At 51.3% G+C, this 16,575-nt stretch carries 14 protein-coding genes; 1 reads left to right on the forward strand and 13 read right to left on the reverse strand.

The window, feature by feature from the left end:
- Positions 1-107: 107 nt before the first annotated feature.
- The 7 genes from topA to QJ036_RS07660 all read right to left on the reverse strand — a co-directional run bounded on the left by topA (position 108) and on the right by QJ036_RS07660 (position 9,582).
- Entirely contained in the window at positions 108-2,168 is a 2,061-nt protein-coding gene (gene topA / locus QJ036_RS07630; RefSeq protein WP_283230795.1) for a type I DNA topoisomerase, read from the reverse strand.
- A 1-nt stretch (position 2,169) separates the two neighbouring features.
- Entirely contained in the window at positions 2,170-3,285 is a 1,116-nt protein-coding gene (dprA, locus tag QJ036_RS07635; RefSeq protein WP_283230796.1) for a DNA-processing protein DprA, read from the reverse strand.
- A 15-nt stretch (positions 3,286-3,300) separates the two neighbouring features.
- Complete coding sequence (locus tag QJ036_RS07640) at positions 3,301-4,836, reverse strand: YifB family Mg chelatase-like AAA ATPase (RefSeq protein ID WP_283230797.1); 1,536 nt, start codon at positions 4,834-4,836, stop codon at positions 3,301-3,303.
- 238 nt (positions 4,837-5,074) lie between these two features.
- Positions 5,075-6,250: an NAD(P)-dependent malic enzyme gene (locus QJ036_RS07645; RefSeq protein ID WP_283230798.1), complete on the reverse strand. Its 1,176-nt coding sequence runs from the start codon at positions 6,248-6,250 to the stop codon at positions 5,075-5,077.
- 93 nt (positions 6,251-6,343) lie between these two features.
- On the reverse strand, positions 6,344-7,474 hold the full coding sequence (locus QJ036_RS07650; RefSeq protein ID WP_283230799.1) for an Ldh family oxidoreductase: 1,131 nt from the start codon (positions 7,472-7,474) through the stop codon (positions 6,344-6,346).
- A 179-nt stretch (positions 7,475-7,653) separates the two neighbouring features.
- Complete coding sequence (locus tag QJ036_RS07655) at positions 7,654-8,373, reverse strand: FadR/GntR family transcriptional regulator (RefSeq protein WP_283230800.1); 720 nt, start codon at positions 8,371-8,373, stop codon at positions 7,654-7,656.
- A gap of 261 nt (positions 8,374-8,634) precedes the next feature.
- Positions 8,635-9,582 carry an alpha/beta fold hydrolase gene (locus tag QJ036_RS07660; RefSeq protein ID WP_283230801.1) on the reverse strand — a complete coding sequence of 316 codons (948 nt, stop codon included), beginning with the start codon at positions 9,580-9,582 and terminating at the stop codon, positions 8,635-8,637.
- Positions 9,583-9,746: 164 nt separating this feature from the next.
- Between QJ036_RS07660 and arcC the strand changes: the two genes are divergently transcribed.
- The gene (gene arcC / locus QJ036_RS07665) at positions 9,747-10,682 is read left to right on the forward strand and encodes a carbamate kinase (RefSeq protein ID WP_283230802.1); all 936 of its coding nucleotides are present in this window, start codon (positions 9,747-9,749) and stop codon (positions 10,680-10,682) included.
- Positions 10,683-10,787: 105 nt separating this feature from the next.
- Here the strand turns inward: arcC and QJ036_RS07670 are convergent, their stop codons facing one another.
- The 6 genes from QJ036_RS07670 to QJ036_RS07695 all read right to left on the reverse strand — a co-directional run bounded on the left by QJ036_RS07670 (position 10,788) and on the right by QJ036_RS07695 (position 16,574).
- Positions 10,788-11,972 (reverse strand): pyridoxal phosphate-dependent aminotransferase, encoded by a 1,185-nt coding sequence (locus QJ036_RS07670; protein ID WP_283230837.1) that lies wholly within the window; start codon positions 11,970-11,972, stop codon positions 10,788-10,790.
- Between the two features lie 80 nt (positions 11,973-12,052).
- Positions 12,053-13,324 (reverse strand): aspartate aminotransferase type Ic, encoded by a 1,272-nt coding sequence (locus tag QJ036_RS07675; RefSeq protein WP_283230803.1) that lies wholly within the window; start codon positions 13,322-13,324, stop codon positions 12,053-12,055.
- 87 nt (positions 13,325-13,411) lie between these two features.
- A complete protein-coding gene (gene proC / locus QJ036_RS07680) occupies positions 13,412-14,209 on the reverse strand; it encodes a pyrroline-5-carboxylate reductase (RefSeq protein ID WP_283230804.1) in 798 nt (265 codons plus the stop codon).
- A gap of 13 nt (positions 14,210-14,222) precedes the next feature.
- Positions 14,223-14,792 (reverse strand): SMC-Scp complex subunit ScpB, encoded by a 570-nt coding sequence (gene scpB / locus QJ036_RS07685; RefSeq protein WP_283230805.1) that lies wholly within the window; start codon positions 14,790-14,792, stop codon positions 14,223-14,225.
- 32 nt (positions 14,793-14,824) lie between these two features.
- Complete coding sequence (locus QJ036_RS07690; RefSeq protein ID WP_283230806.1) at positions 14,825-15,634, reverse strand: segregation and condensation protein A; 810 nt, start codon at positions 15,632-15,634, stop codon at positions 14,825-14,827.
- Positions 15,635-15,677: 43 nt separating this feature from the next.
- Positions 15,678-16,574, reverse strand: coding sequence for a metallophosphoesterase (locus tag QJ036_RS07695; protein WP_283230807.1), 897 nt, complete (start codon positions 16,572-16,574; stop codon positions 15,678-15,680).
- Position 16,575: the final 1 nt, after the last annotated feature.

Here is a 16,575-nt window from a genome sequence, read left to right on the forward strand (position 1 = left end):
TCTATTTAGGGTAATAAGTTATATTTGAAATTAGCGTATCACATTTTCCTAAACATTACAATACTTTTCCGAATTATTTTATTAAATTATCATTTTTTCAAATATTTCTATTTTTCCATCAGGTAGCCGCAGGATTGCTGGGAGCAAATCAGCTTATTTCCCTTTTCTACCATATAATTACCGCATTTCGGACATTTTTGTGAGGAAGGCTTCTGCCAGGACATAAATTCACATTCCGGATGATTGCTGCATCCAAAATACCGTCTTCCCTTCTTGGTTTTCCGGATAACCACTTCGCCGCCGCATAAGGGACAGGGCACTCCGATCTTTTCCAGATACGGCTTCGTATTCCGGCACTCCGGGAAACCGGGACAGGCCAGAAACCGTCCATGGGGGCCGTATTTGATGACCATGTTTCTGCCGCAGTTCTCACAGATCTCATCGGTAACCTCATCCTCGATCTTAACAGTCTCCAGCTGCTTTTGTGCCTCTGTTACTGCCTCCATCAGATCCGGATAAAAGTTTCGGATCACCGTTTTCCATTTTACAACGCCTTCGGCGACGCCATCCAGAAGCGACTCCATGTTGGCGGTAAAGGCCACATCCACCAGACTGGGGAAGGCCTCCTTCATAATGTGATTGACCACCTCACCAAGCTCGGTCACATAGAGATTCTTATTTTCCTTTGCCACATACCTTCTGGCGATAATGGTGGTGATGGTGGGCGCATAGGTGCTTGGACGCCCGATACCGGCCTCCTCCAGCGCCCGCACTAAGGATGCCTCCGTGTAATGGGCCGGCGGCTGCGTAAAGTGCTGCTTATAATCAAACTCCTTCAGGGAGATCTTTGTATCCATTGTCAGATTTTTTGCCAGAGCATTCGGCTCTTTCTTTTCATCCTGCTCATCATAGACGTTCAAAAATCCCGGAAATTTCACCTTGGAGGCAGCTGCCGTAAAACGGTACTCTCCTGCATCCAGCTTCACATTGGTGGTCTCATAGACTGCCGCCGCCATTCTGCTGGCCGTAAATCTCCGCCAGATCAGCTGATAAAGCCGGAACTGATCTCTGGACAGAGAATCCTTGATCTTCGCCGGAGTCATGGAAATATCCGTCGGACGGATCGCCTCATGGGCATCCTGGATCTTCCCGCCATTTTTTTCTTTTCTTTCCTCCGCAAGCGCGTATTCCTCTCCATATTCCGCCTGGATAAACCTGGCTGCAGAGGCCTGCGCCTCCTCAGACACGCGGGTGGAATCGGTACGAAGATAAGTGATGATACCGACCGTTCCGTTTCCCTTGATATCCACACCCTCGTAAAGCTGCTGGGCCAGACGCATGGTCTTCTGGGTGGAAAAATTGAGGACGTTGGCCGCCTCCTGCTGCAGGGTACTGGTGGTAAAGGGAAGGGGCTGTTTCTTCACCCTCTCTCCCACACGGATATCGGAGATCCGGAATTCTTCTTTTTTTACCGCTTCGATGATTTTGTCCAGGCTCTCCCGATTCCCGATCGTAAGCTTCTGTTTGCTGTCGCCGTAAAATTTCACCCGCATGGGCTTCTTTTCCCCTTCACAGAGAACGTCGGCCTCCAGGCTCCAGTATTCCTGTGGAATAAATGCAGAAATTTCTTCCTCTCTGTCACAGATGATCCGAAGGGCTGCCGACTGGACACGGCCTGCAGAAAGTCCCCGCTTCACCTTTGCCCACAGAAGAGGACTGATGCTGTAACCCACCATTCTGTCCAGAACACGCCGCGCCTGCTGAGCGTCCACCAGATCCATATCGATCGCTCTGGGCGCCTTTAAGGATGCTTTCACTGCGGTTTTTGTAATCTCATTAAAGCTGATCCTCCGTACCTTCTTGTCCTCCAGCTTAAGGGCCGCCATCAAATGCCAGGAAATGGCTTCTCCCTCCCGGTCCGGGTCAGTTGCCAGATAGACCTTATCCGCTTTCTTCACTTTTTTCCGCAGATTTGCCAGGATATCTCCTTTTCCGCGGATCGTTATATATTTTGGTTCATAATCATGTTCCACATCAATGCCCATCTGGCTTTTCGGCAGGTCTCTTACATGTCCGTTGGATGCTTCCACGTCATAATTCTGACCCAGAAACTTTTTTATTGTCTTGACCTTCGCCGGGGACTCCACAATAACCAGATACTTCGCCATACTACTCTCCTTTATCTCTTTTCGCCGCATAATAATGCCGAAACGGCTGAACAGCCAGTCCTTCCAGCTCCAAATCCACCAAAACGGCAGCGACCACGGCGCTGTCAAGTCCGCTTTCTGCGCAAAGCCTTTCTTCAGATTTAGGGTCGGAATCGAGACAACTATACACCTTTTCTTCATTTTTATCAAGAGATAACTTTGTTTTCTCAAAATTTCTTTTTCCGGTCAGATTCCAGCTCATAAGTATATCCTCCGGCTCCGTGAGAAGAAATGCCCCATCCCGAATAAGCATATTGGTTCCCTGGCTCAGATACTCTCCCATCCTTCCCGGCACTGCCCAGATATCCTTTCCCTGCTCCAGCGCATAGGATGCCGTGATCAGGGAACCGCTCTTTTTCCCCGCCTCCACCACGGCGATGCTGTCCGAAAGTCCGCTGATGATCCTGTTCCTGGCCGGAAAATGCCAGGCCTCCGGCCCCACTCCCGGTGGATATTCGGAGATCAGGCCTCCGGCCTCTGCTACCCTTCCGAAAAGGCTTTCATTCTCCCTGGGATAGATCTGATCCGGTCCGCATCCCAGAACTCCGAAGGTCCTTCCGCAAACGTCCAGTGCTCCCCGGTGGCCCGCTGCATCAATTCCCAGCGCAAGTCCGCTGATCACCTGAACTCCGGCCTTCGCCAGTGTCCTGCCAAGCTCCTGGGCCGCCGTCCTTCCATAAAAGCTGCAGCTTCTGGACCCTACGACAGCCGCAGCCGGCCGCTTTGGATCGGGCAGTCTTCCTTTTACGAACAGACCTGAGGGGCAGTCGACGATTCCTCCCAGTTTTTCCGGAAATTCAGGATCCTCCCTTGTCACCAGCCGGATCCCGGCCTGTTCCATCCTGTCATATGCCCGCCGGATCCGTTCCTCATCCCGGCTTTCCAGAAGCATTTCCCAGATCCGCTCCCGGTTTCTCACTCGCGGAACAGACTGAAGTACCTCCTTCACCGCTTTCTCCGAAGCCCGGTAAAGCTCTTCCTCCCCGCCCAGTACCTCCTTCAGCCGGCTTTTCGTCCGTGCCGTCAGACGGGAAAGGCTGCAGAACCAGAAGCTGTATTCTCTCTTATTAAGAGCCATGTGTTTTCTCCTTTTTCAATACTGGTCCACACGGTAGGCTGCCGCTTCCTTCAGATGACAGACGCCGATCTGTTCCTCGCCGGCCAGATCGGCAATGGTTCTCGCCACCCGGATGATCCGATGACAGGCCCTGGCGCTGATATGCATCACCTCAAAGGCCTTTTGTAAAAATGCCTCTTCCTTTTCGCCTATGGGACAGAAGCTCTGAATTTCCTTTGCCGGAATTTCTGAATTGTAGAGGATCCCGGTTCCGGCAAACCTCCTTTTCTGAATCAGTCTCGCCTTTTCCACACGCTCCCTGACAGCTGCAGAGGATTCCTCCTTTCCTCTGTTTCTGAGAGCCTCAAAAGGGACCGGCTCCACCAGCACCCGGATATCCATTCGATCCATCAGGGGTCTGGACAGCTTTTCCTGATATTTTCTGATCTGATACTCCGTACATCTGCACTTGTTTCTGTCAGGATAATATCCGCAGGGACAGGGATTCATAGCCGCTGCCAGCATAAAACCGGCAGGGAATTCGCAGGAACCGTGCAGTCTGGAAAGGACCACCCGCTTATCCTCCAGCGGCTGACGAAGCGCTTCGATGGTATGAAGAGACATTTCCGGCAATTCATCCAGAAACAGGACCCCATGGCTGGCCAGAGATACCTCCCCGGGTCTCGGGAGCCGTCCCCCTCCAATGAGCGCAGGTACCGTCACCGTATGGTGCGGTGCCCGGAACGGCCTTTTCAGAAAGAGCGCCTGCCCCTCCGGCAGCATGCCGCAAATGCTGTACACCCGGCTGATCTCCCTGCTCTCTTCCAGAGTCAGCCTCGGCAGGATGCCGGGAATGCTGCTGGCCAGCATGGTTTTTCCCGCTCCCGGCGGACCGGAGAGCAAAAGGTTGTGCATGCCCGCCGCAGCCACCTCCACTGCCCGTTTTGCCGCCCGCTGGCCCCGGATATCCTGAAAATCCACGGAAGCTTTCACATCTGCCAGATAACTGTCCCCGTCCGGGGAAAAGCCGCCCAGATCCGGCGATACCGCCGTCATGGTCTTCGGTCTCTGCAGAAATCTCACCGCCTCTCCCAGGCTCTTTACACCGCAGACCCTGATCTTTCCGCAGACGGCTCCCTCCCCGGCATTCTGTGCCGGAACCATTGACCAGGACAGTCCCGCTTCCCCGGCACATTCCGCCAGTGCCATAATCCCCGGCACCGGCCGCACTTCACCGCCAAGGCCCAGTTCGCCTGCCAGAAGAATTCCCTGCAGATTTTCCGCCGGAATAACTCCCATTGCCGCCAAAACTGCTACTGCGACCGGCAGATCGAAGGCCGTTCCGTATTTCCGCACATTGGCCGGTGCCAGATTGATCACGATCCGTTTCGGCGGCAGACGCCAGCCCGTATTTTTGAGTGCTGTCCGCACCCGGGAAGCCGCCTCCTTGATCTCGCCGGAGAGCGTCCCTACCATTTCAAAGGTTGGAAGGCCGTCGCTCAAATCGGCCTCCACGGTAATCAGCCGCCCCTCCAAGCCGTAAAGGGCAGCACTGTAAACTCTGCTGTACAAATCAGAACTCCTTTCCTACATGATAAATTTTTTCTTCTTTTTGGGAAACATAGGACTCTGAAGCAGAAAGCTTCAGAATAAAAGAATAAACTCAGAAATGTTAATTTGGCAGGAGACAGACGCCTCCTGCCTGTTTCTTCTATATATAAAATACTATCTTTTCACAATTCGGTCAAGCCATATCTGCAGCCGACCAAACGCTTGCTTTATCATAAAACGAGCCAAATTTGGTTTTTGTTTACTTTCTCGCCACTCCCGTCCTTCTGGCTGCCTCTGCTACTGCTTTTGCTACAGCCGGGCCGACTCTCTTGTCAAATGCTTTCGGAATAATGTAATCCGGATCCAGTTCTTCATCGCTGATGAGGCCTGCCAAAGCGTCAGCTGCCGCGATCTTCATTTCATCATTGATGTCTCTGGCTCTTACATTGAAAGTTCCCCGGAAGATTCCCGGGAATGCCAGCACGTTGTTGATCTGATTGGGGAAATCGCTTCTTCCTGTGGCAACTATTTTTGCACCGCCCGCCTTCGCGTCCTCCGGATAAATTTCCGGAACGGGATTTGCACATGCAAAGATAACCGCATCCCTCGCCATTGTTCTGACCATCTCCGTGGTCAATGCGCCGGGAGCAGATACACCGATGAATACGTCAGCACCCTGAATGACCTCCGCAAGGCTTCCCTGCTTCTTTGAACGGTTAGTAAGCTTCGCCATCTCCTCTTTGACAGAGTTCATACCTTCCTGTCGGCCTTCATAAATGGCTCCCTTCCGGTCACACAATGTCACATCACGGTATCCGGCTTTCAGAAGCAGGCGCGCAATTGAGATTGCCGCTGCACCTGCACCGTTTATTACTATGGAGACCGCTTCTTTTTTCTTTCCGGTAAGCTTCATGGCATTATTCAGACCTGCGAGAGTAATTACAGCAGTACCATGTTGATCGTCATGGAAAATTGGAATATCACATTTTTCCTTCAGCTTTTTCTCTATCTCAAAGCATCTCGGAGCTGAAATATCCTCCAGGTTCACGCCGCCAAAAGAGCCCGAAATCAAATAAATTGTATTTACAATTTCATCCACATCTTTTGATTTGATGCAGAGCGGAAATGCATCTACATTACCAAATGCTTTAAACAGAACGCATTTTCCTTCCATAACCGGCATACCTGCTTCCGGTCCGATATCTCCCAGGCCAAGAACTGCAGAACCGTCTGTCACCACCAGACACATATTCCATCTTCTTGTCAAATCATAGGACTTGTCAATATCCTTTTGAATTTCCAGGCAAGGCTGTGCCACTCCCGGAGTATATGCCAGGGACAGATCATCCTTTGTCTCCACAGGGACATTCGCCACTACCTGTATTTTTCCCTTCCACTCATTGTGAAGCCGTAAAGATTCCTTTGCATAATCCATTTTATTTTCCTCCCGAATCATTTTCTGTAAACAGTACAGGATCCACTTTTCTGAAACCTGAATTTTTCTGTGAAACCAACGATCTCTCAAGGATCAATAATTTCCCGTAAAAAATGTGCTGTTTTCCGGCAGCTTATAATCTTTAAAATAGGAACCGAAATCCATCTTCAGGTAATGGCACAGCTCTGCCAGTTCTACCATCGTATTGTCATTTACCTGGATTCCATTTTCCATACGCTCTTTCATGGCATACACTTCTTTTTCTCCATGTGTATAAATGCGCTCCTGCCCCTCTGCCTTCGGGCTCCGGCGAAGTGTCTCCAGATACTCTGACAAATGCATCTTAATCTTTTCTGCATCTCCGAAAATTGCCGGATCGACCGCAATAAATCCGTGGCAGATCCCTGTCTTATCCTTGAAGGTGCAGCATTGATCTGAAGTAACTCCAAGAGACATAATGGAACTGAACAGTTCACACAGCATTCCGTAACCGTATCCTTTATGACTGCCGCTTGCTTCCTCATTGCCGCCAAGAGGCATGATACCGCCGCCCTGCTTCGAAGTAATATTTTTCAACACCTCCGGAGCGCATGTGCTTTCATGTCCGTCCTTATCCAGCGCCCAGCCTTGGGGGAGAGGTTTATTCATCTTGTTGTACATCTCCAGTTTTCCTCTAGTGACCACGGTGGTGGAGCAGTCAAACAGGAACGGATAAGGTTCCGCAGGCATGGCTACCGCAATAGGATTGGAGCCCAGCATAGCCTTTCTTCCAAACGTAGGAACCATGATGGCTTCGGAGTTGGTGCATGCCATACCTAACAGTCCCTGATCACTGGCCATTTTGGCATAATATCCGGCGATTCCAAAATGATTGGACTCACGAACCGTAACCATACCGATTCCTGTACTCTTCGCTTTTTCAATTGCTTTCTCCATAGCAAAAGCAGAAATAAGCTGTCCCATACCATTGTGTCCGTCAATCACAGCAGAAACAGGTGTCTCAAACACGATCTCCGGCTTTGCCTCCGGATGGATCGTTCCCTTTTCAATCCCCTTGTGATAGCGAACCATTCTCTGCATACCATGGGACTCAATTCCAAAAAGATCTGCCGTGAGCAAAACATCTTTAATGGTTTTACTCTCCTCTTCCGTAAATCCAAATCTGCAAAAAACATCGTGACAAAAGCGATTGAGCGTATCATAGCTCCATTTTACGTACCCCATATAAGTCCTCCCATTTGGTTTTACTTATCATTTTATTGGTAATACCAATTTTGAAATGGATTATATCATTGTTTTTATAAAAAAGCAATACCAAAAATAAAATTTTACAGTAACATTTGTTTCCATAAAAAAGACTGAACTGTGCAAATGGCTGCAGTTCAGTCTTAACTTACTCTGTTTTATTTATCGCTTCTCTTTTGGTCTGCGATCTCCCGTACGTACTTTTCCACCGTATCCATATGTTCCCTCATGCAGCGCTCTGCCTGCTCAGGCAAGTGATTCACGATAGCCTCCACCAGCCTGCGATGCTGCTCATCCACCTCTGACACAGAGTTATCCTTCTGCATGATATAGGTTCGAATCCCGCTGATAATCATTTCAGTAAGCTGTGCCGACGCACTCATCACACTGAAAATCATAGAATTTCCCGTCATCTTTCCAATCTTGATATGGAGCTTCCGATCAAGATTGCCGCGTATCTTCTCATCCTCTGCTGCATCCAGCTGTGCAATGATAAGTTGCAGTTCCGCCGCATCCAGAGGGGTACAGTTCTGCGCTGCCAACAGGGCCGCCTCCTGCTCCAATGCGGAACGCAGCTGCTGGGCATGCAGTGCATTGCTGTTGTTCATACGAAACAGGATTGACAGTGGACCGATCAGGCAGCTCTCCAGATCCTCTGCAATGTAATTGGCTCCGCCCTGCACACTCTTAATTACTCCAATCAGTTCCAATGCGCGAAGGACTTCCCGCAGTACCGGCCGGGACACCCCCAGAGCATCTGCCATGGAACGTTCTGCAGGAAGCGCATCCCCTTCCTTCAGGGTGCCGTTTTGAATATTCTCTATGATCTGATCTAAAATATCGTCAAATGCCTTTTCTTTACTAATTTCTCTGAACATAATATTACTCCGATTCTGTTGCTGTACAGCATATGATTTCTATATTATAGCAGAATCGTATTGTAATTGCACCTGAAATCTTTCCGTATGCAGCTCGACCCCAAAATTTTCTGTCGATTCTCAGCATCATGGATTCAGCCCACAGCTTAGGAAATTCATTGATATTTTTCCTGATTTTTTCGGATACTTAACGGTAAACTTTTAGTTCTTTTTGCGAAATTTCCTTTAAGATATTGTGGGTTCCGCACATCCAGCCTTTCCCTAACCCGTCACGACCCGGTCAAGCCAGTTTCTCAAGTCATCGTAAACCACGCCGCGGTCAAGCTCATTGAGGATCTCGTGGCGGTCCCCGGGATAAAGCTTCATGGTGACATCAGTAAAGCCCAGAACCTGAAACTGCTTACAGCAAGCCTTCACGCCCTTTCCGTAATTGCCCACCGGATCCTCCTCCCCGGCCACAAGAAGCAGAGGAAGCTTTCTGTTCATTGTATCAAAGTCCTTCTTTTTTGCCAGATCCACCAGAACAGAAAAGAAATCCCGATAGGCTCCCGCCGTAAACATAAAGCTGCAGAAGGGATCCTGATTGTAGGCATCCACCGACTCCCGGTTGTTGCTCAGCCAGTCATTTTCTGTCCTGCAGTCCTTGATGCGGCGGTTGTTGCCGCCCAGCGTCAGCTTATACAGGAATTTGCTTCTGCAGTGATCTCCCTTGACCCGGCAGATCAGTCCTGCTGCCGCTTTTCCGAAGGCGACAAGGGGAAGCGCCATAAAGCCGGTCCCCATAATGATCGCTCCGTCCACCTTCCTGCTGTATTTTGTCAGATATTTTCTTGTAAAAAAGGAGCCCATGCTGTGTCCCATGATGACAAGGGGCACTCCGGGCCAGAGCCGTCTTCCCTCACAGGTGAGCCGGTACATGTCGGCAATCACATGACGATCGCCGTCCTGCTCGGCAAAATATCCCAGCTCTTCTTCTGTCTGAGCCGTTTTCCCATGTCCAAGATGATCATGTCCAATGACAGCGTACCCCTGCTCTGCCAGATAACAGGCGAACTCCCCGTACCGCTCCACATATTCCACCATGCCGTGTACGATCTGCAGCACAGCCTTCACCTCACCGTTTTTCGGCTGCCATGCAACACAGTGAAGCTTCTGCCCTTTATTTTCCGAATCCATGTAAAAATCTCTTTTTTCAATCTTTCCTTCCATATTCACAGCCTCCTTTTTGCCGTCATGCGAAGGTTTCTGATCCCATTATAGTAAACCGATGTTTTCCTGTCAACGTTCGCCTGTTTATCTAAAATAAATGCTAGGAAAACTTCCGGTTTCATGGTATACTGATAAATACTTTAAGACAGAAACGAGGGATTATCATGAACAATAAACGGATTGTGGTTGCTCTGGGAAGAAACGCCTTCGGCACTTTGTTTCCTGACCAGAAGCAGGCAGTAACAAAAGCGGCCTGCGCCATCGCAGACCTGGTGGAAGAACGATATCAGATGGCCATTACCTTTTCAAACGGTCCTCAGGTCGGTATGCTCCACACGGCCATGACAGAGTTCAGCCGTCTCTCACCGGAATATACGGTCGCTCCCATGTCGGTGTGCGGCGCATTGAGTCAGGGTTACATCGGTTATGACCTGCAGAATGCCATCCGGACAGAGCTTTTAAACCGCGGTATTTTCAAGCCGGTTTCCACCATCATCACCCAGGTGCGGGTGGATCCCTTTGATGAGGCCTTCAGCGAACCCACCAAGGTCATCGGCCGCTATATGAGCGAAGATGAGGCCCGCGCGGAAACTGCCAAGGGCAATTACGTTGTCAGGGAAGAAAAAGGATATCGCAGGATCGTCGCCGCACCGAAGCCCATCGACATCTATGAGATCGATGCGATCCGTGCCCTTCTGGACGCCAATCAGCTTGTCATCGCCGGCGGTGGCGGCGGAATTCCCGTTCTTCAGCAGGGAACCCGTCTGAAGGGTGCCAGTGCCGTCATCGAAAAGGATCTGACTGCAGCCCGCATGGCAGATATGGTCGATGCGGATACCCTTCTGTTCCTGACCGGTACGGAAAAGGTTGCGGTCAATTATAAGCAGCCGGATGAACAGTTTTTAGACAGTCTCACCGCCTCCGAGGCCCACGCATACATGGAGCAGAATCAGTTTGAGGCAGGCTCCATGCTTCCCAAGATCGAGGCCTCCGTGGAATTTGTCTCCGCCCGCCCCGGCAGAAAGGCGATCATCACCGATCTTTCCAAGGCACGGGAAGCGATGGACGGAAAAACCGGAACCATGATCACAGCGAAATAAACGGTTTTGAAACAAAGAATTTTTAGTTGAAAAAGCTGCAGGAAGTCCGCCCACTGACGGATCCTCCCTGCAGCTTTTTTTCGAAGCTTTTATAATGAAACTCTTTTATCGATACATCTGCGCCAGCTTCTCAAAAGCAGCCAGAGATCTCTCGATCATCTCTGTCTTCACGCAATAGGCAATTCTCACATGTCCGGGGCAGGCAAAATCGTCTCCGGGCACCAGCAGCAGATCCAGACTTTTCGCCTTTTCGCAGAACGCATTGGCATCCGGCTCCAGGGAACGGGGGAACAGATAGAAGGCTCCCTCCGGCTTCACACAGGTATATCCCATCCTGGTCAGCTCGTTGTAAAGGATATCCCGATTTTTCCGGTAGACGGAAATGTCGGAGGTCTGTCCGGCACAGGAAGCTGCCACTCTCTGGAAAAGGGCCGGAGCGCATACATAGCCCAGCACACGCCCTGCTCCGCAGACAGCTGCATAGGCGGCTTTGAAATCCTCCATCTCACCGGGGACGACCACATAGCCGATCCGCTCTCCGGGCATGGACAGCGACTTACTGTAGGAATAGCAGACAAAGGTATTGTCATAGTATTCAGTCAGATACGGCACCTTCACACCGTCAAAGGCAATTTCCCGATAAGGCTCATCGGAGATCAGATAAATGGGATGACCGTATTCCTCCGATCTTTCCTTCAAAAGAGCCGTCAGCTTAAGGATCGTCTCCTCCGAATAGACAACACCGGAAGGATTGTTGGGAGAATTGACGATGACTGCCTTTGTCTTCGGATTCAGGAGTGTCTCAAAGGCATCAAAATTGATCTGGAAGCTGTCAATATCCGCCGGCACCACCTGAAGCTTCGCTCCGGTTCCCTCCACAAACACCTTGTATTCCGGGAAATAAGGAGCAAAGGCGATAAACTCATCTCCCTCCTCCGCCAGGGCTTTAAAGCATACGCACAGGGAAGCTGCCGCACCCACTGTCATATACAGATTGTCGCCCGTAAAATGGGTACCGTGGGTCCTGTTGATGGACTCGGCGATCTGACTGCGCACCACCGCATCTCCCTGGGCACTGGTATACCCATGAAGAGCCGCCGCATCCTCCGTGGTCACCAGACGGACGATCTCGTCACTGACCGTCTGCGGGGCCGGCACATTGGGATTTCCCAGGCTGAAATCAAAAATATTGTCTCTTCCCACTTCAGTCGCACGCTTGTTGCCAAACTCAAAAATCTCGCGGATCGTGGAGCGTCTGCTCCCAAGCTCTACCATTTTCTCTGCAAACATCGCTGTCATTTCCTCCCGCTTCCTTTACTCTCTCAGGAAAGCTCCGGCCCTTTTGCCGGAGCTTTTCCAGTATTTTCTTTTTATGATTCTCCGATCAGCTTCTTCACTCCTGCCAGCTTCACGCACAGGCAGAACAGATGAATGGCCTTGTCAAGCTCCTCGATGGTCGGATAGGTGGGTGCAATACGGATATTGCTGTCCTTGGGGTCCTTCTTGTAGGGCCAGGTAGCTCCGGCGCCGGTCATGGTAACGCCAGCCTCCTTTGCAAGCCTTACGGTTTCCTTTGCACAGCCGGGAAGAGTATCCAGTGCTACAAAGTAGCCGCCCTTCGGCGTTACCCAAGACGCGAGGCCTGTTTCGCCCAGCTCTGCATCGAGAGTGTCGAGAACCATATCAAATTTCGGTCTTAACGCATCGGCCAGCTTTCTCATGTGGGCGCGGATATTTTCCGCATTGCCGAAGTATTTCACATGGCGGAGCTGATTTAACTTGTCATGGCCGATGGTCTGGATGGTCATATGCTTTTTGATCTCCGCAATGTTGGACAGGCTGGACGCCATGATGGCAATGCCTGCACCGGGGAAGGTGATCTTGGAGGTGGAGAAGAAATAAAGGATCCTGTCCTCATTTCCGCATGCCGCAGCCGCCTTGAAGATATCCTTCAAGGGAACCTCCTCGTAAATATGGTGAACGCCGTAGGCATTATCCCAGAAGATACGGAAATCCTTCGCCGCCGTCTTCATGGAAGCCAGACGATCCACCGTCTCGTCAGAATAGCAGGCGCCGAGGGGATTGGAATGAAGCGGCACACACCAGATACCCTTGATGGTATCATCCTCTGCCACCAGCTTTTCCACTACGTCCATATCCGGTCCTTCCGCCGTCATGGGAACCGGGATCAGCTCCATACCCATGTCCTCGGTAACGGCAAAATGCCTGTCATAGCCGGGGCTCGGGCAAAGCCACTTGATTCCCTTCACATCCTTCCAGGGCTTCTCCCCCTGGGTACCGAAGAGCATCAGTCTTGTCATGGCATCGTACATCAGATTTAAGCTGGAGCTGCCGCCCACAATGATCTTATCTACAGGAATATCCAAAAGATCGGAAAATAGCTTTTTGGCTTCTGGAATTCCATCCAGAACCCCGTAATTTCTGGCGTCCAGACCTGACTCGGTATGGTAATCATCCAGTGCTGTCAAAAGCCCGTTGGTCAGATCCAGCTGGCTTGCCGCAGGCTTGCCTCTGGACATATCCAGCTTAAGTCCCTGGGCCTTAAACTCCTCGTACTGCTTTTCAAGCTCCTCCTGAAGCTCCAAAAGCTCCTCCCTTGTAAACTCTGTAATCTTTTTCATAGTGACTCCTTTCCGGCTTTCTGCCTTCCACTTTTCACCCGTCATATTCAACATATCAAATCTTTTACCTTCTGTCTGTCAGGCCTGTTACATCCTTCTGGCCTTGTCGGCGCAGGCAGTCATCGCTTCGATGACGCTGCTTCGAAGCCCCCGCTCCTCCAGGACACGGACCGCCTGAATGGTGGTCCCGCCGGGCGAGCAGACCATATCCTTGAGGGCTCCCGGATGAAGCCCTGTCTCCTGCACCATCTTTGCAGCTCCGAGAACCGCCTGGGAGGCAAACTCATATGCCTGAGCTCTGGGCATTCCCAGCGATACGGCACCGTCAGCCATGGCTTCGATGAACATAAACACATAAGCAGGAGCACTTCCGCAGACGGCAATGACCGCCTCGCTCATGGTTTCCGGCAGCACCGATGCCCGTCCGAAGCTCTCGAGCACATCCATGACCCGTTTCAGTTCCTCCTCCGTCACCAGCTCGTTGGGCGATACGGAGGTGATCCCCTCTCCCACCAGAGCCGGAGTGTTGGGATTGCAGCGGATAAATTTAAGCTGCCGTCCGAACTGCTCCGTAAACCAGGCAAGGGTCTTGCCCGGTGCAATGCTCATGATCAGCTGGGTCTCATTTACCTCATTCCTGATCTCCTGGATCACCTGGCTGTAGAACTGGGGTTTTACTGCCAGCACCAGGATCTCCGCTTCCCTTGCCACCTGCCTGTTGTCGCCGGTGACACAGATACCCCAGGTCTTCTCCGCATAATCAAGGGCGCCCCGGCTTCTGTTGGAGGCAATGATCTCCTCCGGTGCCACAAGCTTCTTTCCCACAATTCCTCCGATCATGGCCCTGGCCATATTTCCGCAGCCGATAAAACCGATTTTTTTCATACCCTTCTCCTCCTTACAGATCCAGCTTAAGCTGAGCTTCCTCTTCAGCCTCCGCCTTGAATTCTTCCATCTGCTCCGGCTTCATGGCCGGAAGCTCTTCCAGTGTGGACACGCCGAAGCTTCGCAGAAAATCTTCTGTTGTCCCGAATAAAATGGGCCGCCCCGGCACGTTGAGTCTGCCGACCTCCTCCACAAGGCCGTACTCAATGAGTTTATTGACCGCATGGTCCGATTTGACCCCTCGGATTTTTTCGATCTCCAGCCTCGTCACAGGCTGCTTATAGGCGATAATAGAAAGAGTTTCCAGAAGTACCTCTGTCAGGACATATTTCTTCGGCTGGGCCGCAACCCGGATCAGATTTTCATAGTATTCCGGTCTGGTACACATCTGAAAAGCGCTTTCCAGCTCGATGATCTTCATGCCGCGTTCTTCGGCCTCATAATCATCCGCCAGGCTCTGCACCAGCTTTCTGGTTGTCTCCTCATCCTGCCCAATGGCTTCCGCCAGGGACTTTAACTCCACTGAGCCGCCCATGGCAAACAGTACCGCCTCCAGAATCCTCTTTGCTTCTTTTATTTCCATAAATTTCTGCCTTTTCTTTCCTGTTTCTTCTCTCACCCGTCAATGCTGGCGGTTAGTTCCTCTGCCAGCCGTTCCCGGTCCTTAATAAGCTCCTCGGAAGCTTCGAGAAGGAAATCCTCCTCCTCTCCATCCATCTCCCGGAGAGTCACACTCCCCATCTTCATCAGCTCCAGCACCGCCAGAAAAGCGACGACCAGCTCCACCCGGCTGGACTGTGCCTTCAGAAATTCCCGGAAGGAAAGCTGTCTTTGGTCAGCCGCCAGATTGAGGATCTCCACGATCTTATCCGCCACACGGAAAGGCTCCTTCTGGATCTGACTGAATTTGGAGCGGACCGGATCGATCTTGTCCTCCTGCCGCCTCAGAACTGCCCGGAAGATATCGTTGAGCCTTGTCAGGGTGACCCCATCCAGCAGTTCCTCCAGATCCACCGGCGGACGGTACTTTGCCACCTCCTCCGGAATGGTCTCCGGTTTGAACAGAAGCCGTTCCGCGTCCAGCTGTCTGTCCTTCAGTTCTCCGGCCATATACTTGTACATTTTGTATTCCAGCAGCCGCTCCACCAGCTCCTGTCGGGGATCCTCCTCTTCCCCTTCCTCATTCTCCTCGGCGGGAAGAAGCATTCTGGACTTGATGTCCAGAAGAGTCGCCGCCATCACAAGAAAATCGCTGACCACATCCAGATCCTCTTTGTCCATGGCGTTCACATACTCCAAATACTGGTCGGTAATCTCCGCAATGGGGATGTCATAAATATTCACTTTATTTTTATCGATCAGATGAAGAAGCAGATCCAAAGGCCCCTCAAAGGCCTGAAGCTTCACCGACAGCACTGACTGCATGTCAAATCCTCATTTCTCTCTCATAATATCCCAGGCAGAGTTTTTAAGCCCGTTCGCCGTCCCGGCGCCTTCGCTTCAGCCGGACCACCAGAAGCTCCGACATGTTGCCCAACCGGAGGTTGACGGAATGGGTCCCAAGCCCGCCGCTGACAAGCATGGTTTTTCCATCTGTTTCATACCGTCCTCTGCTGCAGCGGGGAAACAATTCAAAATTGGGAGAGATCAGCCCGCCCAGAAAAGGCAGGCGTACCGTTCCTCCATGATAATGACCGCTTAAAGTAAGATCTGCTCCCCAGGCCGCATATTCCTCAAAATACGACGGCGAATGGGCCAGCAGAATATGATATTCGTCCCGTCTGGCCACTCCCAGCGTCCGGTCCAGATAGCCCGGCTCCATGGGACGCTTTTTAAATTTATGATAATAGCATCGATCCATGTTCAGGCCGGTGATGGTGAGCGCATCCTTTCCATCCCGAATGGTCAGGGAAAGATTGTCAAGGACCGTCACTCCGGCCCGCATCATCTCACTGTACCACTCCCGGTAGGCAGAAGCATAGACTTCCTTTTCCCTGCCCATCCGGTCCTCATGATTGCCCAGGCCGTAGTATACCGGGTAACGGAAGGCCAGACGACGGAGCAGGCGGACACTTTCCCCGTAACGGCAGACACCCTTTCTGGCCATCACCATATCTCCTGCCACCATGACTGCATCCGGATGGATCCTTCGGATAGAAGCCATCATTCGGTTGTTTCGCCTGCCGGCCCCATTGTCATGAAGATCCGCCATGACCACCATCGTATATCCGTCAAAGGCCTCACCGACGGCTTCGGACTCCACCTCATATTCTCTTACTGCCACATGATTCCGCTCATACCGGGAAACAAGCAGCAGCGCAATCACCAAACCTGCCAGGATAATTCCTGCAATCCATAAACCCATA

Source organism: Fusibacillus kribbianus, assembly GCF_030053595.1.
In the GTDB taxonomy this organism is placed as follows: Bacteria; Bacillota; Clostridia; order Lachnospirales; family Lachnospiraceae; genus Lientehia; species Lientehia kribbiana.